This window comes from Dapis brunnea BLCC-M229, assembly GCF_050015995.1.
Taxonomy (GTDB): Bacteria; Cyanobacteriota; Cyanobacteriia; order Cyanobacteriales; family Microcoleaceae; genus Trichodesmium.
On record NZ_JBNHEP010000026.1, the window covers coordinates 49,281 to 73,844 of the forward strand.

Genomic DNA, 24,564 nt, shown 5'->3' on the forward strand with positions numbered 1-24,564 from the left:
TAGTTAACGTTTTGCTAAATTTACAGTTAAAAAATTATGGTTAATTAGGTTGCTTTCAAAAGCTTTGTTTTTCATATTTACTCGCATCTGTGTCAACATTTTGTACATTTTTTCTAAATCTTGCCCGTTGTGCTTGCATTTGAGAATTATATTGTGCCAATTTTATGTGAGCAACAGAGGACATGATTTTTAATACTGAAATTGTTATGCCTAGATGAGAGACTGTTTGTAAAATAAGTCGAATGAGAGATGCGTAGTCACTAAAATCTAAAAGCGGTAGTACTTCAATAAATTGAAATTTGGTAGATACCAGAGGTGGAAAGGTATATATATTTCCAGATTTTTAACTGACAAATAGTTATCTTAATTTCTTCCTCTCTATTCCCTATTCTCTATATCCCTCCATACCTATTCCCAGTTAAGTGTTCCCTATCTCATTTTTATCTTTCCTTTACAAACAGTCTCTGACAGTAGTAGACATCTCCGAAAAATATATAAACTTTTTGTAAAAGTAGGGAAAAGGGAAGATATTTTCAGTAAAAACGTACATAAAATGATTTTGTCAAGAAATTTTACAACTCTAGCTTATAGTAAATAAAGGACAACTTTATTTTCTGGAGATGTCTAATGGTAAGAGTTTTAAAAAGGTGAAGGTTGCCTAGTTGATTTTTCAATTGATAGGACATATTGATATTTTTCCAAACAAAACTAATATTTTTTTACTCAATGTTAGTTTGACTTAAGAATATGAAATTGAGATGAAATCTAAACTAGATTTTTTTTAAATTTTAGTAGTTATAATCTCTGAAGCAACAACGGGAGCATGTCAAAAATTTATTAATGGTGGGTCACGGTGCAAATTAAATTTTATTGGTATATTTCTAAAATCAATCCTGTACCTAACTCTGTAATACACCTAAAATGTTGCAATAGTAGGGGCGGGTTCTGCGTTAAGTTAATGGTGTTATAAATTATCAGATAGAACCCGCCCCCGCCCAATAATCTAAAGCACATCCATTAGCTGTTTCGGTATACTACGAAATAGAGGATTTTATGATCGGCACAGGTACGAGATAGTTATTAAGGATTTTAGATTGACATTTCATCCTAATTTCATAAATGCTGTGTATACTCAGTCTTGATTGCCTAAAAAAAGCTCAGTTAGTTTCGACTATTTGATGATAAAACCTGACAAAATTGGGTTGATTACTGAAGAGCGATCTGATTTTTATTCAAAATCTTAGAAATTATCTCTAATAGGAGTATAAAACATAATGCAAACTATGTCTTTATTCGCTCATGCACCAGAGTTTCATGTACCCAATAAAAATGATGATGCAAAAGGAGAAGAAACACAAGTAGAAAATAATTCGGTTAATGAAAAACCAGAAAATCAAATACAAAAAACTTCTTCTCCAGAGGTAGAAACTCAAGTAGAAAATAATTCGGTCAATGAAAACCTAGAAAATAAAATACAAGAAATATCTTCCCCAAAGGTGGAAACTCAAGTAGAAAAAGTTGTAGAGGAAAAAGTTATTGATTCCGTTGACTTAGCTCAAACGAATAATTTTCTGCCTCAGCCTGGAGAAATTGTTTTTTTACTTTTATTCACTATGCCTTTTTTACTATTTTCAATGAAGCGGTATATATTTAGATAAAGTTTTAAAAGGTAGTCAAAAAAAATGTAAGGATTCAGGTCCTATGGAAAAGCCTATAAATCTTGATAGATAAGAATTTCCGGCAATTTCCTTTCCAATTCTATTCTCAATTAGAGATGGCTACAAGCCTTTATTTTCGTCATTATTGAGAATTAGACTGTTAAATTGCTGAATAAGTCGTTTTCAGAAGTCTCTCTATAGCTGGGTTTGAGATACCTGCATCCTTACAAAAAAATATTAATCTGCCGGTCTTTTTTATTCTACTAATTGTGAAAAATTACTCTCTAAATTAATCTATATTCTATGGTCTTTGGAGACCAAACCCCTAAAGGCTACTCTAACTTTAATAACCAGAGATGCAATTGCAGAAAATTACTATTATTTTTTTTTAATTCACTCGATTATTTTTGACATCAAATCAACTATAAATAAGACTTAAACTATGAAAATAAATAAAGCCAGACTGCGCCAAATTCACTATTGGTTTGCTCCAATAATGTTATTTCCTGTACTACTTAGTTTAATTACAGGTTCTCTCTTTCAAATATCAGTTATTACTGGTCAATCCAATGATTTTATTTGGCTATTGGAATGGCATAGAGGTAAGTTTGGGAGAATTAATTTAGAGATTATTTATCCATTTTTAAATGCCTTTGGAATGTTAATGCTGGCAGTAACAGGAATTATTATGTGGTTCCAAATTCGCCGACAAGATAAGAAATAATCAGAACAAGCTATTTGCTCAAATTTTCGGTAGAAAAGATTAGATACAAAAACTATAAAATTATTTTTGAGATTTATTGTATATTATTCCCTGTTAGTAAAAAATAGATTATGCCTATTTATCCACAGGATTAAAGCGATAACCTAAACCATAAACCGTTTCAATTAAATCTCCACATCCACTAGCCCCCAATTTACGTCTTAATAATCTAATTTGAGCAGCAACAACATTACTGATTGGTTCTGCATCTAATTCCCAAAGTTGAGCTAAAATTTGGTCGCGACTAAGAATTTGGTGAGGATGTCGGAGAAAATATTCTAATAGTACAAACTCTTTATGAGTGAGATTAATTACATTTTTTTCCTGATTTTTCTTGATGAAACAAATAGTATTAGTACCGTAGTCTAGAACAAGATTTCCTACCTGTAATTGTTGACGTTGAATTTCAGGCGATCGCCTTTGTAAAGCTCTGAGTCTTGCTAATAGTTCTGGCATTCCAAAAGGCTTAACTAAATAATCATCTGCCCCGGCATCTAATCCCATGACTTTATCTGCCATACTATCTTTTGCTGTTAACATTAATACGGGTAAAGCACTATTTTTTTGTCGCAAAAATTTGACTAATTCTAACCCTGATAAACCAGGCAGCAACCAGTCAACAATAGCAAGGCGATATAAGGTAAATTGACTTTCTAAATATTCCCATGCCATTATGCCATCAACTACCCAATCAACCACATAGGATTCTTGATGGAGAACCCGTTTAATTGCCGATCCTAAATCTGGTTCATCTTCGACTAATAAAACTCGCATAATTAGGTTATATTAAATCACTTTTATTGACCATAATACTAGAAATTAGTGCTGTAGATTGTTAGAGACTGAATGTATCAGGAAATATAAAAAGGAGATAGGGAACAGGAAACAGGTATAACAATCCTAAATCATTCGTGAACAGTAATTTGCTTGAAACTCACATACAGCAAGAATATTTCTGGAGAAATTTTACAAACCATATAGGATTGCTATATGGAGGTATGAAGGTATGGAGGAAGGAAAAAATCAAGACAACTGTTTGTCAGTTAAAAATCTAGGAATATATGTACCTTTCCACCTCTTGTATCTACAAAATTTCAATCTCTTTAAGTACTACCCCTTTTAGATTTTAGTCACTACGCATCTCTCTTAATACTTATTTTACAAACAGTCTCTTAGTGAAATTAATCTGAATAGTATCTCCTGGTTTTGCTTCTAGTCTTGGTCCAGGAATTTGTCTGTTATAACTTAATAGATAAGCTTGTTTATTTCCCAGATTTATTTGATTAAAATTAGCTGTTAAATCTATTTCTAAAATTCCATCTTGGCTCTGATTAATTTGAGGATATGATGAAAAAAAATGTCGATTTTCTTGAGTTTTAACTATGCTACATTGAGCTATTAAAGTAGCGATGGCACTACTATAACTTAGGATTAAAAATTTTCTACGATTAATTTTTTTCATAATTAATATTTGGGAAATTTTACATTTGATTCAAAATTTCATTTCGGCAAATTATCATTATCAAGTAAAATTATGAAATGAAGATTAATTTTTTTACCCAAGAAGCCAGATGTAATTATCAATATATCCAAATCGACTGAAACCGATAAATTTAATTTAATCTTAAAATTTTCTTAATTTTTACTTAATTATTTTCAGGTATATCTTAGCTCATGAAAGAATTCCAAGTTCTTTCTTCAATAACAAAAAAGTCGATTGTTTTGATTGAGAGATAATTAAGTTAAATGCCAGAATTAATAGGATTTGCATCTTTACCCGCTGATACATTTGCTGATGGACCAGAATCAGGCGCAGATGTAGACACCACTCGTACTGGGCCTTTTCCTGGTCAACCTGTAGGTGGATGGAGTGGCGTACAATTTGCCGACGCTAATAGCTACTGGTTCATAGTAGATAGTCTTTTTGGTGGCAGTTCTGATACTCTTGCTAGAATCTACAAAGTTAATCCCAATTTTGCTGGTATAGAAGGGGGTGACGGTAGTGTTGAGCTAGAAGAATTTATTACCCTTACCGATCCTAACAATTTTGTACCTTTTGAAATTCTGAACGAAAATGACCCTGAAAGACCTTTAACAGGTACAGACTTTGATACCGAAGCATTAGTTATTGATAGTAACGGCGACCTGTGGGTAGGAGACGAATATGGTCCCTATCTATTACACTTCGACAGTAATGGAGTTTTATTAGAGGCTCCTATTTCCACCCCTAATATTCCTCGACTGAATACTCTTAACGGGAAAATTCCTATTAATATTGGTCATCGTGGCGCTAGCGGTCCTCGACCAGAACATACTTTAGAAGGTTTCCGTTTAGCTTTAGAGCAAGGTGCAGATTTTATTGAAACGGACTATGTGATGACTTCGGATGGAGTGCCTATCGTTCGTCACGAACCATTGCTCAATAACACTACAAATATTCTTGATATTCTTGACGATAACCCTGAATTTGCAGCTCGCGAAACAACTAAAACTATTGACGGAGTTGAAATTACAGGTTTCTTTGCAGAAGACTTTACCCTAGATGAAATTAAAACCCTACGCGCTCGACAACCTCGGCCCGAACGTAGTGATGAGTTTGATGACTTGTTTGAAATTCCCACGATGGCTGAAGTAATTCAGTTAGTTAAGGATTTTACAGAGGAAACAGGTGAGGAAGTAGGTATTGTTCACGAACTCAAACATAATAGCTATTTTGATAGTATTGGTTTGAATGTAGAAGAAGCTACAGTAGATGTTTTGGTGGCAGAAGATTTTACAGACCCAGAACAAAACATTATTCAAACTTTTGAAATTGCACCTCTAATTAGTTTAGACCAGGAAATTATGCCAGATGCAGGAATTGATGTTCCTCTGCATCAACTTACTGGAGCAGTTACAGAAAACTTTAATCCTGGATTTTCTTTCCCTTACGATCTAATTGACAACTTTAGCGATCCTGATTTTACTGAGGATGATGCTCGTGAAGTTTACGGCGATTTAGTCGATATTATCGATCTGAGTGAAGAAACAGGATACGGCGATTTATTGGCATTGCCTGAATTTTATGATTTCATGGCAACCTACGCTGAAGCTGTTAACCCTTGGAAAAATACTATTTTACCGAGAGAACTTTTGGAGGAACCTGTAGATGGTGACGGGGATGGTAACGCTGAAATTACTACCCAGTTAACAGGGGAAGTTTTGCCTCTAATTGATTTTGCACATGATGCAGAATTACTGGTTAATGTATATACTCTACGGGATGAGGAACGCTATCTGACTTTAAACCCAGATGGTTCGGTACAAACTCCGACACAAGAAGTAGAAGATTTAATAAATTTAGGTGCAGATGGTTTAATTGGTGACTTCCCAGAAACTATTGAGGAAGTATTGAATCGCTTTTTTGCTGATGAAGTAAGAGCGCCTCAAAATCCTGATGTGGAAGCAGGGGATGCTGTAGCAAATTTACGGGGTTCCCGTGGTTTTGAGGGTATTGGTTACAGTCCAGACAGAACTACACTTTATCCGATTTTAGAAGCACCAGTAGATGGCGATCCAGAAAATTCTCTACGAATTTATGAATATGACATTGAGACTGGAACTTACAGCAACGAAATAGTAGGATTATATCCCCTCGACGATCCTGGCGATACTCCAACTTTCCAGCTCGGAGATTTAACTCCCGTCAATGATACTCAGTTTATCGCCATTGAAAGGGATGATTTTCAAGCAGATGAAGCTTTCTTCAAGAAAGTCTTTCTCATCGATATTTCCCAAGTAGATGAGAATGGTTTCGTCTCCAAAACTGAATTAGTCGATCTGTTAGATATTGACGATCCTGATGACCTTGATGGGAATGGCAGCAACAATTTTACTCTTCCCATTACCAGTATTGAGGATGTATTAGTATTTGACGAGGAAACAATTCTAGTTTCTGTAGACAATAACTATCCGTTCGGTGATTTTGCCACAGGGCGACCCCCAGAATTAGATAATAATGAAATTATCTTAGTCGAACTAGACGAACCTCTGGATCTCGATCCGCGACTAGGAATAAACGGGTTGCCAGCTCCAGAACCAATTTTCAACCCAGAAGCAGAAATTGCAGAAGTTAGAAGTATTGAATTTATTGGTGAAAGTAGTATTCCTGCTGCCTTAGATTTTGAAAGCACTGAAGTAGGTGGGTTTTCTGGTTTAACTTACGACCCTGAAAACCGAGTTTATTACGCTATTTCTGATGACCGCAGCAATATTAACCCTGCTCGTTATTACACTTTAGATATAAATCTCAATGGTGGTAATGCTCTAGATGTTAGCGTTGCAGAAGTAACTACTCTGTTGGATGAAAACGAAGATGTTTTTGAGTCAGAAAGTCTAGACCCCGAAGGTATTGTTTTAACCAATAACGAGACTGTATTCATTTCTTCCGAAGGCAATACAGGAGAATTAGTTAATCCTTTTGTTAATGAATTTGCTTTAACAGGAGAACAGTTAAACGCACTTGAAATACCTCAAAAATTCTTGCCTACCGCCGACAATAGCAGTGGTATTCGGGATAATTTAGCTTTTGAAAGTTTAACTATCGATCCTCAAGAGCGCTTCCTCTATACCGGAATTGAAAATGCTCTCTTCCAAGACGGACCTGCTGCTGGTATCGACCAAACCAGTTTAGCAAGAGTTATTCAATACGATCTAGCTACAGGGGAACCACAAGCTGAATTTGTTTACGAAACCGATAATGCAAACGCTCCTGCTGGCACTCCTGATAGTGTAGATCGTACTAACAGTCTTGCTGAATTAGTAGCATTAGATAATTCAGGAACTTTCTTAGCTTTAGAAAGATATTTTGACGACAATGGTTTAAATCAAAACAAACTCTATCTGGCATCAGCTCAAAATGCTACTGATGTAAGTGACTTAGATAGTTTAGTAGGTCAAGAAATTGTCGTTGCTGGGAAAGAGCTGCTGGTAGATTTTAACGACATTGACACTGGTTTTGATGGTCTGGATGATTTTGAAGGTTTAGCTCTAGGACCAATTTTACCTGATGGTCGTCAATCTTTAATTGTAGTTAGCGATAACGACTTCGACTCTACTCAAGAAACTCAATTCTTTGCTTTTGCTCTTGACTTAGGTTTACCTCCAACTAACGGCGATGACACGTTAGTGGGTACTGGTGGAGATGACGTGATTGATGGTCGTGGTGGTAACGATGCTCTCAACGCTGGTCGTGGAAACGATAAAGTATTTGGTAAGTCTGGTGATGACTTGTTGATAGGTCGTTCTGGTAATGATATTTTGTTGGGTGGTCCAGGGGAAGATACTTTAGAAGGAGGTATTGGTCGCGATCGCCTCAATGGTGGAGCAGGAAACGATACACTCAGAGGAGGTGGTAGTATTGACCGCTTTATCTTTAACACCAATCAACCATTTGATTCTGATGATTTGGGTGTAGACACAATTACCGATTTCTCCATTACCCAGGGAGATATTATTCTGTTAGACCGCCAGACTTTCACTACTATTAACAGTGAAGCGGGAATAGGTTTTAGCATTGACAGTGAATTTAGTACCGTTGCTAGCGATGGAGATGCGGCAACTGCTGATGCAGTTATTGTTTACAATGAGAATAATGGTAATTTGTTCTATAATCCTGATGGTGACACACCTGGTTTTGGCAGTGGCGGTCAATTTGCAACTTTGACAAATACTGCGTCTTTAGGAGCAGATGATTTCTTGATTAGGTCTTAGGATATTGTAAGCTGTATCGTAATGCACCTTATATTGTATCTCATTAATTAGCTACCTTAAAGTAGGGACGTTGGATGGAACGTCCCTACAAGTTTTTGGTTGTAAATATGTGGTTCATAAATCTGAAAAGCGCTGTATAATGAAATTAATTCATTGATGCCATCCAGTGCGAGCTTCTAGCTCGCGAATGATTTTGACGAATATATTTCCGAAAAACGTTTGATATAGAATCCGGTTATATAATATATGTTTATAACTCTATAATTACTTTAATCTCCCCACACTTCCCACCCTTCCCACACTTCCCACCCCCAACTATATAATAAGTATTCAACCGGATTTGATATGATACCATAGGAGGGAAAAACGTTTGGGAACAAGATGCTCCCACTATTAATTTTATTATAAATTAATTCAATAGTTGTAGGTACTGATAACTGATAACTGAAATGACACTTACTTTTGATTTAAAAGATATTGCGACTGCTTTACCAATTTTTGTCGAACCAGAACAAAAGGAAAAGTTTTTGTTTGTCTTAGGTGCTTTAATGACTAGATTAATTAGTTTGAGAAAAGGTGCGGAAATTCTGGGAATTGATGCTGAGGAATTATTGCAAATCTTGGATTTATTAGGCATTGAATTTTCCTATCTTTCCTCTGAGGATATAGAACAGGAACAAAGGTGGTAAAAGTTTTGAAAAAAATAACCTAACCCCCCAACCCCCTTCCCTACCAGGGAAGGGGGAGTATTTCTCCCCTCTCCTTGCAGGAGAGGGGTTGGGGGAGAGGTCTTCATTAACTCAAATTTACCCACATTTTCAAGCTAGACGCGCTATGCTGTATAAACCAACCCCTTTCCTTCCTAGGAAAGAGGGAGTAGAATACATACTTGGTAAGTTATATTTCGGGTAAAATGAAATAACTTAACCTCCTTAAACCCTCTTACTTATCTGGGAATAGAGAAATCTTGCTGCCCTCTCCTTGCAGGAGAGGGGTTGGGGGAGAGGTCATTATCAACTCACAAAATAATTTATGGAGTCTTCAAAACTACAGCAACCATCCTTACTCAGAAATAAGAAAACTCATAATATTGTAATTGGACAAAAAGTATCTCCCAGTAAAGTAGAGCGCGCTAGGGAATTTCGGCGCCAGATGACACCTGAAGAGAAAATCTTGTGGCAACGTCTTCGTGCTAATCGTTTAAATGGTTGGCATTTTCGTCGCCAACAAATTATTGATGGATTTATTGTAGACTTTTATTGTCACTCTGCTGGAGTTGTGGTAGAAGTTGACGGGGAAATTCATCAGCAGCAAGTTGAATATGATGCAGAGCGCGATCGCGTTCTCTTAATGCGAGGAATTCGATTATTACGATTTAACAATGAAGAAGTTAGACAACAACTCAATAGGGTTTTGACAAGTATTGCTACTGTCTGTAGTGAAGAAACCTAACCCCCCAACCCCCTTCCCTAGTAGGGAAGGGGGGGAAAGATTTATCCTCTTATCTATCTGTTATAGGGAGATAAAATTTATCCCCTTCTTGCTCCCCTCCCCTTGCAGGGGAGGGGTTGGGGGAGAGGTCTCCAATTACCACAAAATCAAGACAAATGTTTCTACAATCTTCTACTAAATATATCGACTCTGAGTTAAACAATTTAGCCGATAAAATCGAAAAAGATAGCCCTGGTTTATCAGTTTTTGCTGCCCGTCAATTCTGTTATCAACTGTATCAAACTCCGGTTCAAATTGAGATAACAAAAGAACGAGATTTGAATATTCTTGAGGAATTTATTCTCAGAGCAAGTATTCAGTTTAATCCTCCACCAACTCAAATAGAATTGGCACAAATACTAAAGTTAGATCCTATATTTATTCAAAGCACTACTAATACTCTTCAATCCCTACAAACCCTAACTTTAACACCACCAGATTCTAGAATTACCATAACTTCTGAAGGTCAAGAATTTTATACAAAAGGTTCCTTGCCACAACCGCCAGAAAATAAACTTATTTATGCTATTACTAATCCTCTTTCTGGAGAAATTAACTGGCGACTTTCTGCGGTAACATCTAAATCTCCAGAACTGCCAAATTTAGCCGATTTTATAACCTTTAAAAATACAACTCCCGATCTTAGTAATTTGACTATTGAAGAACTACAAAAACAAATTTTAGATTCTAATTTAGGTGTTCATCTACCAGAATCAGGGCAAATAATTAAAAATTTTTCTGTCGATAAAGATGGGAAAAAAGTTACCTGGAAAGCTATTTCTATATGGGCAATATTTGATGCGGTCGAAGAAAAGTTGATTTTACAGGCGAGAGAAGGAAATAAAATTTTAGAATCAGTGTCAAATCAATTACAAGAAATGGCAGATAAGGAAAAATTTTTGCTCAATGAATTATTTGGTTTACCTCCTGAATCTATAGCCTCTCAAACAGAATCAATTTTAGAACTAAAAAACCAAAAAGTTGAGGATAGACTCCAAAAAATTCGGCAACAAGGAATTGAAATAATTAAACAAACTAGAGAAAAAAAGAGGAAAACCTTACCCAAAAATTCCGAGTTTATCTTGTTGCGCGATCGCCAAATTAGACCGGAGTTTTTATCTACTCTCAAAGCAGCAACTCAACAGATTTTAATTTATTCTCCTTGGGTGACTGAGGAAGTAGTCGATGAGGAATTTATGCAACTTTTACAAAAGTTGGCAAATAATGGAGTGTGGATTTTAATCGGATATGGAATTGCCGAAAAACAGGAAGAAGAAACCAAACCAATATCGCCCAAAGTTGAGGAAAAATTGTTAACAATTAGAACTCCTGAAGATTTACCAGCAGCTCAGATATTTTGGTTAGGAAATTCTCATGCTAAGGAGGTATTAGTAGATAGAAAAGTTCATTTATCTGGCTCTCATAATTGGCTTTCTTATCGCGGAGATAGAGGTTTTCGAGGAGAGACGACTTATAAAGTTACAAATGCTGATACTGTTAGGTCAGCTTATGAATATTTACAGACTAGATTTCAATCTTATGCTGAGAATTTATGGGAATCGGCAGTGTCAAATCAGGATATTAATTTAGCTGTAAAATGTGTCTGTATTTGGGGTGCTTTAGGTATGACGGAAATAGCACTCCAAGAATTACAATATCATAATTGGATTGAACTTTTTCCAGTGTGGTTAAAAGTAGTTATTCAGGGTTTGAGGTCAAAACAAATTTTACCTGATGATATGATTTTTGAGAAAGCAATTTCTTGGCTAAATATAGTTGATAAATCTGATAAAAATATAGAGGATTTACGGTCTGGATGGCAAGGGGTTGTAGAAGCGATCGCTCGTCAAAATCGCCAAGCAGCTTTAAGTTTATTAAATGAGGCAGCATGGGGAGAATTTATCCGTTTAGAAATTTCTGCAAAAGACACCCCAGAAAAATTTATATCGAAATTGCTTTAAAAAGGAGTCAGAATAAAAAGCTAGAAATTTAGAAAAATTTCTAGCACAAACCGGACGACTAATTAGGGTTTGCTTATGGAAAGTATGAGTGGTAGGGGTAGGAGACACGAGACTGGAGACACGAGACAGGAGAAATGGAGATTATAGAGGAGGTAGTCGTAAAAATTGTCCCTTGATTTTTCTGCCATAATCATCCCAAAATACTAGCATGCATGAGCTTTTTGGACCGAAACAGGCGCACTTTTTTCGACCAAAAAAGGCTCAAAGCAATATCTTTCAGTGCTTTGATATTTAATCAGCAAGCCCTAATTAAATAACCTTGAATTAATTCGCAACCATGAGGATATAAGAAATCCCTTTATTCTTGGGCTTCTACTCCTTCTCTAATAACTTGAAAAGTTTAGTTGTGCTGTATTTTCATAATTTTATCCCATATTCCGCACGTCAAGTTGTAATATTAAAAGTAGTATAAAAAATGGTAGCGCGGGTTCGTATTTATACTCTATAAATCCTATTCATTGACCTTTCTCAGGAGTCAGATTCTCAGGAAAATATTAAGCATAAATACTCAATTACTTACTCCTATTGACCACTTTTATTGCCTCCTGTCTCCTGTCTCCTGTCTCCTGTCTCCGTTTTTCCTGCTACATTTTGTAGTGCGGAATGTAGGTTTTATCTACTGAACTGACATAGCTAATAGACCTCTCGGGAAAAGAGGGAACAGGGAACAGGGAACAGGGAGAAGTAATTGATAATTTATGGATAAGAATTGATTTGATTTTTGATTTTCGCAGATGTCTAATGACTGTGTATTAGGTCACTGGGGCGAGGGGTGGGGCAGCTTCATCTAATTTAATGTTGAGCATCATTAATTTAATGCGCAACCCGCGCCTACGCTTTGCAACATTTTAGACAACTCACCCCACTACACTTCAATATTTAATCACCCCATCACCCTATCGCTTCATCTCCCTACCTCTCTACATATAAGCCTGAAGTTCATCTCGCAAAGCAGTCTCAACCCTTTCATATTCTGCCTTCGCCTCAGATAAAATCACATTTGCTCCTTCTGTAGTCCCCCCACGTCCAATATATTCTAAGTTCTTGCAAAGCTCAGACAGCTTTGTGGCACCTACAGAAGCACTACTAGACTTTATTGTGTGAGCAGATTTTTGTAGCAATTCTGCCTGCTCTTGTTCAACTGCTTGACTAATTTCATCTAAAAGCATGGGTGTATCTTCCAGATAGCAATCAATTATTTCTACAACCATTTCGTGAGCGTCTCCTGCCATTTCCTTCAACTCTTGCAATACTGCTTTATCAATCGCTATTTCTAATTCTGGCACAGGTGCTTTTTCCTGCTTAACTACTGTTTCTGTTGCTGAAAGACCGCATTTACTTAAAGCCGTACTCAATGCTTCTCGGCGAACTGGTTTACTAATATAGTCATCCATACCAGCACTTAGACATTTTTCACGATCGCCTTGCATAGCATTAGCAGTCATGGCAATAATACAGGGGCGTTTCTCTTTTTCCCATTCAGCACAGATTTGGCGTGTAGCAGTTAAACCATCCATTTCTGGCATTTGTACATCCATCAATACCACATCATAAGACTGACGATATAAAGCGGCTAATACCTCTAAACCATTTGCTGCGATATCAGCTCGATATCCTAAATTTTTCAGAATATTAATTGCCACTTTTTGGTTAACGACATTATCTTCAGCTAAGAGAATTTTCAGAGGTAATGTTTCTGCTAATTTGACATCTGATTCAGTTTGGGATTTTGGTTTACCATCAACTATATTTCCTTTCATTATTCCTACTAACACTTTCTCAATTTGAGATTGTTTAATTGGCTTATTTAGATAAGTAGTAGCATTTATATTAGCCCTGATATTTGATAATTCTTGAGCTAAAGAACTCAGAAAAACTATGGGTAACTCCTGAAAACTGCAAAGTTGACGAATTTCCCTAGCTAGAGTTATGCCATCCATTCCACCCATTTGTATATCTATAATCGCAAGATCACATTTCTCCCCTGACTTTAGTATATTTATCGCTTCATACCCATTACTTACAGCTTGGGAAATCATCCCCAGGGATTCTGATTGAAATGTCAACACTTGCCTATTCGTAGCATTGTCATCAACGATTAACAAATGTTTATTTTGTAATAATTTCTGAGTTCCATTTTCCTGCTCAAGACATGAACTATTAGGAACAGCAGGAAATACTATCGAAAAGAAGAAAGTCGAACCAACTCCTACTTCACTCTCTACCGACATTCTTCCTCCCATAATTTCAGTTAACCGCTTGCTGATAGCTAATCCCAATCCAGTGCCACCATAGTGACGAGTTGTAGAAGCATCAACTTGACTAAAAGGCTTAAATAGACGAGTCCTCAGATCGCGTGGAATACCAATACCAGTGTCTTTAACCGCGAATTTGATTGTGTAGAAAATAGGACAGGGAGTATTTAGTTGAGTACATTCTGTTTGATTGGGAATGGGACAATGCCGATTTTCAGAAGAGCTTAAGTCTGGGTTTTGAGGTGAAGCGGTAACTGATACAACTACTTCCCCAGTCTCTGTAAACTTAACTCCATTACTGAGAAGATTAACTAATACTTGGCGCAAGCGAGTTATATCTCCAAGTATAATTTCAGGAGTTTGTGGATCTATTAGATAAGCTAGCTCTAACTTTTTGTCGGCTGCTCTTGGCGCTAACAAATCTAGACATTCTTCTATGCAAGTTCGGAGATTAAAAGGTTGTTCCTCTAACTCTAATTTGCCAGACTCAATTTTGGAGAAGTCAAGAATATCATTAATTAAGATCAACAAAGCATCCCCACTATTGCGGATAACTTCCACAAAATCTTGCTGTTGTAGGTTGAGTGGTGTATCCAAGAGTAAACCTGTCATCCCAATGATTGCATTCATGGGGGTACGAATTTCGTGACTCATTGTTGCGAGGAATTCACTCTTGGTTCGATTAGCAATTTCGGCTGCTTCTTTGGCAATTTTCAATTCATCTTCTGCTTGTTTCTTCTCTGTAATATCTGTTATTGTGCCAACAAGACGATATGGTTTCTTTTGCTTGTCGCGAATACATTTACCTTTAGCAAATATCCATACATAATGTCCATTCTGATGTTTGAGCCGATGGATATTCTCATAAAGTTCTGTTTTTCCTTCTAAATGTGCTTCTACATCTTGAATAGCTGCTTCTAAATCATCTGGATGTACATTATCTGACCAAGTAGAGTAGATACTGGGAAGTGGGTTGTCTTCATAACCAATAATTCTCATCCATATAGGTGAGTAATAAACTTCATTTGTTTGTATATTCCAATCCCAGATGCCATCATTTGTACCTGAGACAGCCAGTTCATAGCGTTCTTCGCGATCGCTTAAAATGGATTCTATCCGACGACGCTGGAGAATTTCTACACTTAAAGCTTCATTTTTTTTGTTAAGTTCCTCAGTTCTTTCTGCAACTCGTTTTTCTAAACCTGTATTTGCGTCCTTAATTTCTATAAATTTTTCCTGTAGTGCTGCTACCATTAACTGAAAGTTGGCAGTCAGGGTATTAATCTCTGAAATTTTACTCCGTGGGAAATCTGTAGGAACTGATTCTGACAGAAGTTTTTGAGGTAAGTCTGTAGTTACTTGCGTTAGTTTTAACATCGGCGCTACTAATCTTTTACTAACCCAGACTGATGTAATTAATCCTAAGACTGCTATTATTTGTATTGTAGCTAGATTTTTAATGTAGCTCGTATCTAAATACTCAATATAGGGAGCTGTTGCTTGCTTGATATATAAATACCAGGCAATATCTGAAGTAACCTTGACCTTCACTCCATAAAATGATTGTTTCCACCGTTTTATTGCTGCCATTCCTGGTGTTTTTGGTTGCCACTTAAAAATATCTCCATTGTAGTAGATATTTCCTGTTTCTTGTAAGTCGAATTTTTCTCGAATAGTCACTACTGAATGACTGTCAGCAATTATATAGTTGTCACCATCCACCAGTATTGCTTCTATTCCCTTTACTTGGGTATTTAGTTTAATAAATTTACTGACTTGACTTAAGTCTAGGGAACCATAAGCAATTCCCTCAAATTGATTATTTCTGACTACTGGTATTACAATACCAACATGGGGTGTAATAGAAGCTCTATCTCTATGAACATCTGTAATTTCTGGTTCTAATTTTTTTGCCATCTCCCTCAGATTATACTGATCAGATATGTTTAAGTTAAACATTGATTCTCCAGCTTCATTAAATTCCGGTTGAGCAGCAATTATGTTACCACTAGCATCAGTAACATAAATTTTCAGAAAAGAGGGAAATGTTTTTTGGATTACTGATATACTTTGTTGTAAAGTTGCTTTTTCCCGATATGGTGCTTGAGTTCCTATTTTTGCTAATTCTGCTATAGCGTTGAGATGTTCTTCATACCAATATTTTAAGTTATTTGCTATAGGTGCTTTTGCAGCCATTAGTTCTTTTTGAATATCGTTTTCAATAGTATCCACTATATGTTGACCATTAAATATGGTGAGTGTTAAAGCTGGAAATAAAATAAATGCCATTAACAAATTAAAGATAGTTTTTTGAAATGAAGAATGTTTTTTTTCTCTGGTAAAATCAGCTAATTTATGTATTGGTAAATAAGTGATAATTAAGTTAGCAATTAAGGCGTTAAAGAAGCCATTAACTGATTGCTTCAACATAATTAACAGAGTTTGTGTTGTACTTACATCCAACACAAATCGATAAAATAATACCACTAAAGGCATCCCCAGAAAAATCCAGTATATTCCATCTAGCAACACCATATTTTTATAACGCTGCCGATTTAAAATTACTCCAACAAAGGTTGCTTCTAGAGTAAAAATAATAATTGCATAGGGATGATTCCATAAAAAGTATGTATGGGCACTAGAAATCAAGGCCGCTAAAGTGCCCCATCTAATTCCGTAAAGATAAACTACTATTAAGCTTGCTATACTACCAAAGAGAAAATCCACCCCAAAAAACAAATGTATTTTGAAGAAGTTACCTAAGTAACCTAGTATAATTAACAAGATAGCTCCCAATATAAATTTGGGATTAGTAATTTTTGGTGATTTGTTGTTTTTATGGAAAAAGTTCATGTTTTTCACCTCTTGTTTTTCAGATATAGTCTTTTTAAGATATATAGCAATTCCCATACTGGTGAGATACAAAATTCCCTGGTTTTAGGGAACAGGAAACAGGGAACAGGGAACAGGGAATAGGAAATAGTAATTCTGGTTCCGTAGGAATAAATAAAGAAGAAAAACAACTGTACCTCATTAGCTTGGAAAACGCTATATGGCAATATGAAATGATTTGTGAAAAAAGCTGTAGTAGTTTGGTTTCCAAATCCAATTTCCATTTGGGTTTGGAGACTAAACCAACTTATATCAAATCCGGTTAAACAGTCATAGATTGGTTAAGTCAAAAGGAGTCAGGAGCCAGAATTCAGAATTCAGGAGGAGACAGAATTACAAAGACTTAATAGTTATGATGATTGGATAATTTTTTATGTCCAATCAGACGGATTTGATATTAGATAAAATATTACAACCTATTCCCGGATTGCTATAATATTAAATCCGGTAGTATTTGTATAAATCAAATTAATTTTTATGAATTTTAATCAAGAATAATTATTAATCATGTAAAAACTTAGATACAAACATTATATTATATTTAATTTGTTGAATTAGTAATATAGCACTACGCATTAAGGTTAGGACATTTCCCCATCCTGAAACCCTTTGACAGCCTACTGTTCCCTGTTCCCTATTCCCTATTCCCTAGCGCGTAGCGCCATAAAATTAATAATTTTCGGTAGGGGTTTACTGACTAAACCCCTACGGTTGATTGTATTGAGAACGGAGCTAAAAACCCCTACAGTTGATTGTATTGAGAACGGAGCTACCCCAGAGGAAGCAGATGATATAAACCTGACTTCTCGACTCAGCTATATTCTATTAGACATCTCCAATAATCAAAAATCAAATCAATTATCGGGCAGAAATCATCAATTATTTCCCTCTACTCCCTACTCCCTACTTCCTACTCCCTAATAAATCAAAAGTATTAACTTCTGAGATTTACCTTCAGTTTATCAACCAAAGCATCTCTAACTTTTTGCTGTACCGGGTCAACATCGGCATCAGTAAGAGTTCGATCGCTCACCCGATAAATTAACCTAAAAGCTAAACTTCTTTGACCATCGGGTACATTTTCACCCCGATATTCATCAAATAATTCTATAGACTCCAATAACTTACCAGCAGCTTGAGAAATTACCTGTTTAATCTCATCCACTGATACCTCAACTGGTACAAAGAAAGCAATATCTCGGTCAGCAGGAGGGAATGTAGAATAACCACTAAACTTGCGTCTGACAATATTTCCTTGAGTCATTACCGAGACCAACACTGCCAAGTCAAGTTGAAAAACATAAACCTCATCTGGCAACTCTCGCTCTTGCCGCAGTTGAGGATGTAGTTGCCCAAAAACACCGAGATATTTGCCTTGTAACCATAATGATGCTGTCCGACCTGGATGCAACAGAGAATTTTCGGAGTTTGGTTTGTACTCAACTGCTAAATAGAGTCGTTCAAAAACCTGTTCTAAAATTCCTTTAGCTTCAAACCAACTCAGAGGTTGTTCCTTTCCACCTCGCGTCCAACTTTTGGCACCATTACTAAAAATTCCAGCGATCGCCTCTGCTTCGTAAAATTTTTCTTCCTCTTTCCAGAAAAGACGACCTATCTCAAACCCATTTAATACTCCATTTCCTTGTTCCAGGTTATATTGAAAAGCATCAATAAGTCCAGTTAATAATTCTGTACGGAGGGCAGAATATTCCACAAATAGAGGGTTAGCGATCGCTATTTGATTTTCCCCACCTTGTTTTACCAAAGAATACTGCATCAATTCTGTTAACCCCGCACCCCGGAAAGCTGCTCGAAGACTACGGAGCGCCAACTGTTCTGGTGGCAAATAACCTGCTGCACCTTTATTTGGTAGAGTTTCACAGAAATTATCGTATCCGTACAAACGTGCAACTTCTTCGATCAAATCTATTTCTCGTTCTAGGTCTCGATAACGATAGGGAGGTACAATAACATTCCAGACTACTGCCTCTGTAGTTTCCTTTCTGACAGACCCACATCCTAAAGATGCGAGAATACCTTCCACTTCTTCTGGTTGGAGAAAAGATTCATATAGAGTACCTTCCCCCCGTTTCAGTGGTCCTAAAATTTCATTAATTCGGTCAAGACGCAAAGATACTTCACGGGTGACACTCAGATGGTCTCCTGCGGAGCTAAAAGTTTCTTGCTGAGTAACATTTCCCCCAGCGAGTTCTGTAATTAGCATAATTGCTCGACGACAAGCTAATGCTAATTCTGCTTGGTTCACCCCCCGTTCAAATCTTGTGGATGCTTCTGTGCGTAGACCTTGAGTTCGAGCTGAACGACGAATAGCAATGGGAGCAAAAATTGCTGCTTCTAAGAATAGATTTTTGGTATTGTCATCAACTTCTGTTTCTTCTCCACCCATTACTCCTGCTAAAGCAACTGGTTTGTCATTAGCTGTAATTACTAAAGTTTCAGCTTCCAGAGTCCGGTTTTGACTGTCCAGGGTAATGAGAGATTCATTGGGTTTTGCATAACGAACTCCAATTGTCAAAGACTCATTCCCTGTGATGGCTGTAATTTTATCCTGGTCAAAGCCATGAAGAGGCTGACCCCACTCTAACAGAATATAGTTAGTAATATCTACCACATTATTGATAGCTCTTATACCAGCAGCTTCCAATCGCTGTTTTAACCATTCTGGTGAAGGACCAATTTTTACTCCTGTGATGACAGTACCAATATAGATGGGGCAAGCTTCCGATTCTGAGATATCTATTTTGAGATTATTCTGGGTGTTTTGATTTTTAATGAGAATCTCAGAAGCATCTGGTATTCTAAGGGATGCTCCAGTTAGGGATGCTACTTCTCGGGCTACGCCGATCATACTCAGGGCATCCGCACGATTTGCCGTTGTTGTCAAGTCTAAAATTACATCATCTAAACCGAGCAAAGGCCCTACATTACTTCCCAACTGGGGATTTTCCAGCTCAAATATATGAATACCTTCAGACTCTTTTGTTAGGCCCAGTTCCGACAAAGAGCAAATCATTCCTTCCGAGGGGACTCCCCGCAGTTTACTCTTTTTGATTTTTAAGTCAATGGCAGACAAATAGGCGCCAATGGTAGCTACTGCGACATAAATATCTGCTTTGGCATTAGAAGCTCCACAGACAATATTTAATGGGTCTGGCTGACCAATGTCCACTTGGCAAACTTTGAGTTTATCAGCATTGGGGTGTTTGTTAGCTTCTAGTATTTTTCCTAATACTACCCCTGCTGACCAAGTGCTTCGATCTTCTATTTCTTCTACCTCGAAGCCTGCCATTGTCAGAGTTTCGGCTAAGTCTTCTGGAGTAATTTTGATATCTACCAGTTCCCGCAACCAGTTCAGAGAGATACGCATTCTTTAATAATTTCCAATCTTTAGGCACAGTAGAGCAAGATATTTGCTCTTGGGCCATATTTATGACCTCAAGTAACATTTTATCTCTCTGGTGGTTGGGGTTTTAATGAAGTCATAAGTCAGAAGTTAGAAGTCAGAAGTTATCCCTGACTAAGTTTGAGCGTTTATAAATGTCTTAAACTATTTGCGTAGTGCTATATAATTTGTTTAGGTATGTAAATTATAGCAATTTTATCAAAATAATTGTGTGGCATAACCCTGCCTTTGAAGGCGAAATATTTTTGGAGGGTTACTCAAAATTCCCATTACCAAAAAAACTTCTGACTTTTAATTTATGACTTATGACTTAGGTAAAGGGATTGGCTTAACTGGGAATCGCAAAAGGAATTTGTCACAAAATATTTATCCAAATTGTGTCATCTATTTTTCTGATACAGAAGGTTTCATTTAATTTATCCAAACTTACTCTTACAAATTCTCTCTCCTTAACTCACTACACTCAAGCTGAAAATTTCCCAATCCTCTTGAGTAGCTAAATATTTCTACGGAGTGATAATTTATTAATACTTAATAGTTATAGTTTCCTACTATGATAAAAATATATTTGATTGTTATTGTAATGATAATTTGAGGGATAAAATTTATATCAAACATTCCTCTTATACAGAATCCGGTTATATAATATATCTTGATAATTCTATAATTACTTCAAGCCTTCAATCCCCACATCTCCCCCAACCATATAATAAGTATTCAACCAGATTTGATATTAAGAGTGGGATTTTAATCAACATTTTTTTGATGTGAGATGTGTTTTGAGAAAAACTATAGAGTTGGATTCATATAATAGATAAGTATAATGTTAATATGACCAGATTAATCAAGTTAACTATCTAACCAACTCTGTTGAACAAATGTTTGGCAGATCTATCTCTGATCGGAAAAAAATATATATACTATGACTCAAAAGCAACCGGGAGCTACTATCAATGTCTGAAATTTTAGGTAATACCTATTGTGTGTGGTCAAATATTTAGGAATTGGCCTTTGTTTAGTAACTTTGTTGTGAATAGATTGGTAGTCTCAAGAAAAAATCAAATTAACTAATATTATTGAATTAAGATGAGCTATTGTATAAATCCAGCCTGTCCTCAACCTCAAAATCCAAATAGTGTTAATAAATGTCAAGCTTGTGGTTCAGAGTTAATTTTGCGCGATCGCTATGAAATTATTCAACCTCTTGGTAAAGGAGGTTTCGGAGCAACTTTTCTGGCTAAGGATATGTCTTTGCCAGGAGATCCAATTTGTGTAATCAAGGAATTACGCCCATCTACAACAACAACAAGTGTATTAGAGATGGCTCGAAAATTATTTGAGCGAGAGGCAGAAACTCTGGGAAAAATTGGCCATCATCCCCAAATTCCTAGATTATTAGGTTATTTTGAATGGAAGAAACATTTTCATTTAGTTCAGGAATATGTAAGTGGTTCAACCTTAAAACAGGAAGTCAAAAAACAGGGTCTATTTACAGAAGAACAAGCGAAAAAGTTTATCATTGAAATTTTGCCAGTGATAGATTATATCCACACTCAAGGAGTAATTCACCGGGATATTAAACCTGCGAATATTATCCGGCGAAGTCAAGATGGTCATTTAGTTCTGATTGACTTTGGCGCTGTCAAAGATCATGTTAGCCAAACTCACCTATCAGATAGTACAGGAGAAACTGCTTTTACAAATATCTCTATCGGTACTTCAGGTTTTGCACCACCAGAACAAATGGCTTTGCGACCTGTATATGCAAGTGATATTTATGCTTTGGGAGTAACTACCATTTTCCTGCTGACAGGAAAAACACCAAATACTCTTGGTTACGATCAGATTAATGGTGAAATTCTCTGGCGTCCTCAAGTGAGTGTTAGCTCTTGGTTTGAGGAAGTGTTGGAGAAAATGTTAGAAGTTTCTGTACGACATCGCTTCCAGTCAGCACAAGAACTTTTAGCAACTTTGAATACAAAAAAAACTGAGAAAAAACAGGTGCAACCCACTCTAGATGATGCTACCAAGACTTTATTTCGAGATGAACCTACAGTTTTTAATGACAATCAAAATGATATTTCATGGATGTCTCCCAGCACTCAAGTTGCTCAAAAAATTCGAGAACGCAAAACTCGTTTAGAAAAAAACTCTACAACTCAAGTTCGACCCCATTCTGCTAAGATGAAGCAAGAAGCTACTCAAGGATATTTGACGATAGTACCCCCAAAAAACAAAGCAAGTAATCGAACAGAATTTGGTAGTAGAAAAATTCCAACTAAATGGACGGCAGCAACGTTGCGTAGTGCTTATGTCAAAGGTAGAAGAGATTTTGCTGATTGTAATTTAAGTCGCTTGAATTTGCGTAATGCTAAGTTGTCTGGAGCTAATTTTTATGGAGCTAATTTACATGAAGCTAATTTAGAAGGTGCAGATTTATCTGATGCTAATCTTGGTCATGTTAATTTAACAGATACTGTGCTTAAAAATGCAAATCTTAATAAAGCTTATTTAAGTACAGCTAGTTTGGCTGGTTGTAACTTGCAAGATGCAGATCTGACAAATGCTTATTTGAATGGAGCAAATTTACGGGGTGCTAATTTGTGTGGTACTAACCTGACAAATGCAATGGTAAGCGATCGTCAACTAGGTATGGCTAAAACTAACTGGTGGACAATTATGCCCAATGGTAAAAGAGGTTCGGGATTCTAAAATAGTGGGTGTTTAATACTATTATGTAATATAATAGTGGCCGAAAAAATTCCGGTGTTAGTTATGATGCTCGAAAAATTTTTTTATGCCACAATAATTACCCTATTACTACCTATTTTATTAGGAATTTATCCTTTTTCCCAACCTAAAACTTTGAAGCTTAAGGAAGTGACACAGAAATATAATCCTGTTCAAAGCTATGTTGATAAATTTTCTGTTATTTTTCCAAGTTAATTTATTGAGAGAATTACTCTCATATACCCACGTCAAATGACGTGGGATATTATTAGCAACCTCAGAATTTCTATAAACCTAATGACTTCCTGCCCATGTCACCCACTTATGAGATACACCTAAGTGAGAGGAGGCTTCACTTAATTCGGCTTGATTAACGTTTGTTCCTGTCAAATCTGCCCCACTCATTTCTACCTCATCTAGGGTTGCCCCAATTAAGTCTGCATTAGTGAGGTTAGCACTACGTAGATCGGCTCGCCGCAAATTGGCCCGTCCTAATTTTGCTCCTGTCAGGTCAGCACCAATCAGGTTAACATCACTTAAGTTGGCACTACGCAAGTCTGCATTACTAAGGTCAGCACCCGATAGGTTTGCTTCGCTAAAATCTACTCCATTTAGTTTGGCTTCACTTAAGTCAGCCCCACTCAAATCAGCTTGCTTCAAATTAGCCATTGTCAATTTTGCCCCAAGCAGATTTGCATTGTTGAGGCAAATTCCTCGGAAGTAACGTTTTCCTATAGAGTAGCGACTCAGGAATTTTTGAGCATCCATATTGTTCGACTCCTTTTGATAAAATTCGTTTTCTAAAGATGGTTTATGTTTTTAATAGTGGCAGAAGTATAAAAAAATGTAGCACAAACTACATAAAACTTTAAAACTGTGTCAATTTATATGAAGTGAAATTTAGAGAGTTATTGGCAGGTAATATCATGTCTGGTTAAATAGCCGTTAACCCCCTACTATATATGAGGGTTCTGCGTAAGTCCTGTTAGTTATAAAAAACTTTCTTCTCTTCTTCCTTCTTCTTTCCTCCTGACTCCTGATATCACATCCGCTTGCTTCGGTGTTATAAGAAACCGGGTTTATGGGAGACAGATTTCAGTATAGAACCCATTTGGTATCTTTGTCGGCGATTAAGTTTTTAGTCAGGAGTCAGGAGTCAGGAGTCAGGAGTCAGGAGATGTAGGGAAGGAATATGGGAAAAAGGTTGAAAATACTCCCCACCTCCTTATCTATTGGGACTTAAACATTTTGAGGTCAAAAAATAGCTGAAAGTTAGTCTAGATAGGGGAATTACGTCAATGCCCTAAAAATGCCTAAAACCCTTGGTAATTAAGGATTTATACCTTTTTGACGTAAAAAGCTTTGCCTGTCTATATTTGAGCCTATTTTTTATATCATGTCCGTTTATATCGTTTGTGTAAAAGTTAGCGTAAATATCAACAGGAAATTTAAGTTTTTTCTTGCTCTTAAACCTTCCTCCCTCTCGTCCCTGTTCCCTGTTCCCTGTTCCCTCTTCCCTCTTCTGTGTTCCCTGTTCCCTACCTTTGCTATACAATACCGATGCTACCGGACATGATAT

15 protein-coding genes and 1 pseudogene are annotated in these 24,564 nt (G+C 36.5%); 8 read left to right on the plus strand and 8 right to left on the minus strand.

The genetic code is table 11. The features are described 5' to 3' along the window. Positions 1–55: 55 nt before the first annotated feature. Positions 56–184, minus strand: coding sequence for a hypothetical protein (locus ACP6PM_RS02515; RefSeq protein WP_426581544.1), 129 nt, complete (start codon positions 182–184; stop codon positions 56–58). 1,090 nt (positions 185–1,274) lie between these two features. On the opposite strand from ACP6PM_RS02515, the gene ACP6PM_RS02520 reads away from it, so the two are divergent. Further along, entirely contained in the window at positions 1,275–1,658 is a 384-nt protein-coding gene (locus tag ACP6PM_RS02520; RefSeq protein WP_426581546.1) for a hypothetical protein, read from the plus strand. A 442-nt stretch (positions 1,659–2,100) separates the two neighbouring features. Further along, on the plus strand, positions 2,101–2,382 hold the full coding sequence (locus ACP6PM_RS02525) for a PepSY domain-containing protein (protein ID WP_426581548.1): 282 nt from the start codon (positions 2,101–2,103) through the stop codon (positions 2,380–2,382). A gap of 114 nt (positions 2,383–2,496) precedes the next feature. Here ACP6PM_RS02525 and rppA read toward each other — a convergent pair whose 3' ends face one another. Together rppA and ACP6PM_RS02535 are read right to left on the minus strand one after the other, a co-directional pair. Beyond that, a complete protein-coding gene (gene rppA, locus ACP6PM_RS02530) occupies positions 2,497–3,195 on the minus strand; it encodes a two-component system response regulator RppA (protein WP_426581549.1) in 699 nt (232 codons plus the stop codon). Positions 3,196–3,574: 379 nt separating this feature from the next. Then, on the minus strand, positions 3,575–3,883 hold the full coding sequence (locus ACP6PM_RS02535; RefSeq protein WP_426581551.1) for a multicopper oxidase domain-containing protein: 309 nt from the start codon (positions 3,881–3,883) through the stop codon (positions 3,575–3,577). A gap of 284 nt (positions 3,884–4,167) precedes the next feature. Between ACP6PM_RS02535 and ACP6PM_RS02540 the strand changes: the two genes are divergently transcribed. From ACP6PM_RS02540 to ACP6PM_RS02555, 4 genes are all read left to right on the plus strand, one after another. Next, on the plus strand, positions 4,168–8,172 hold the full coding sequence (locus tag ACP6PM_RS02540) for an esterase-like activity of phytase family protein (protein WP_426581553.1): 4,005 nt from the start codon (positions 4,168–4,170) through the stop codon (positions 8,170–8,172). Positions 8,173–8,621: 449 nt separating this feature from the next. Beyond that, entirely contained in the window at positions 8,622–8,861 is a 240-nt protein-coding gene (locus ACP6PM_RS02545; RefSeq protein ID WP_426581555.1) for a hypothetical protein, read from the plus strand. Between the two features lie 343 nt (positions 8,862–9,204). Beyond that, positions 9,205–9,624 (plus strand): endonuclease domain-containing protein, encoded by a 420-nt coding sequence (locus ACP6PM_RS02550; RefSeq protein WP_426581557.1) that lies wholly within the window; start codon positions 9,205–9,207, stop codon positions 9,622–9,624. A gap of 155 nt (positions 9,625–9,779) precedes the next feature. Next, positions 9,780–11,624: a phospholipase D-like domain-containing protein gene (locus ACP6PM_RS02555; RefSeq protein WP_426581559.1), complete on the plus strand. Its 1,845-nt coding sequence runs from the start codon at positions 9,780–9,782 to the stop codon at positions 11,622–11,624. 980 nt (positions 11,625–12,604) lie between these two features. Here the strand turns inward: ACP6PM_RS02555 and ACP6PM_RS02560 are convergent. From ACP6PM_RS02560 to pheT, 3 genes and pseudogenes are all read right to left on the minus strand, one after another. Continuing rightward, positions 12,605–13,444, minus strand: coding sequence for a response regulator (locus ACP6PM_RS02560; protein ID WP_426581570.1), 840 nt, complete (start codon positions 13,442–13,444; stop codon positions 12,605–12,607). 24 nt (positions 13,445–13,468) lie between these two features. Next, positions 13,469–16,849 (minus strand): annotated as a pseudogene (locus ACP6PM_RS02565) (ATP-binding protein); the annotation flags it as partial. Positions 16,850–17,765: 916 nt separating this feature from the next. Further along, positions 17,766–20,219: a phenylalanine--tRNA ligase subunit beta gene (pheT, locus tag ACP6PM_RS02570; RefSeq protein WP_426581561.1), complete on the minus strand. Its 2,454-nt coding sequence runs from the start codon at positions 20,217–20,219 to the stop codon at positions 17,766–17,768. Positions 20,220–21,341: 1,122 nt separating this feature from the next. Between pheT and ACP6PM_RS02575 the strand changes: the two genes are divergently transcribed. After that, positions 21,342–22,967, plus strand: a complete 1,626-nt coding sequence (locus tag ACP6PM_RS02575) for a serine/threonine-protein kinase (RefSeq protein WP_426581562.1) — start codon at positions 21,342–21,344, stop codon at positions 22,965–22,967. A 36-nt stretch (positions 22,968–23,003) separates the two neighbouring features. After that, a complete protein-coding gene (locus ACP6PM_RS02580) occupies positions 23,004–23,201 on the plus strand; it encodes a hypothetical protein (RefSeq protein ID WP_426581564.1) in 198 nt (65 codons plus the stop codon). Positions 23,202–23,279: 78 nt separating this feature from the next. On the opposite strand, the gene ACP6PM_RS02585 is transcribed toward ACP6PM_RS02580, so the two are convergent. Together ACP6PM_RS02585 and ACP6PM_RS02590 are read right to left on the minus strand one after the other, a co-directional pair. Further along, entirely contained in the window at positions 23,280–23,753 is a 474-nt protein-coding gene (locus ACP6PM_RS02585; RefSeq protein WP_426581566.1) for a pentapeptide repeat-containing protein, read from the minus strand. Between the two features lie 535 nt (positions 23,754–24,288). After that, positions 24,289–24,564, minus strand: a 276-nt coding sequence (locus ACP6PM_RS02590; RefSeq protein WP_426581568.1) for a hypothetical protein, incomplete at its 5' end; no start/stop codon positions are given.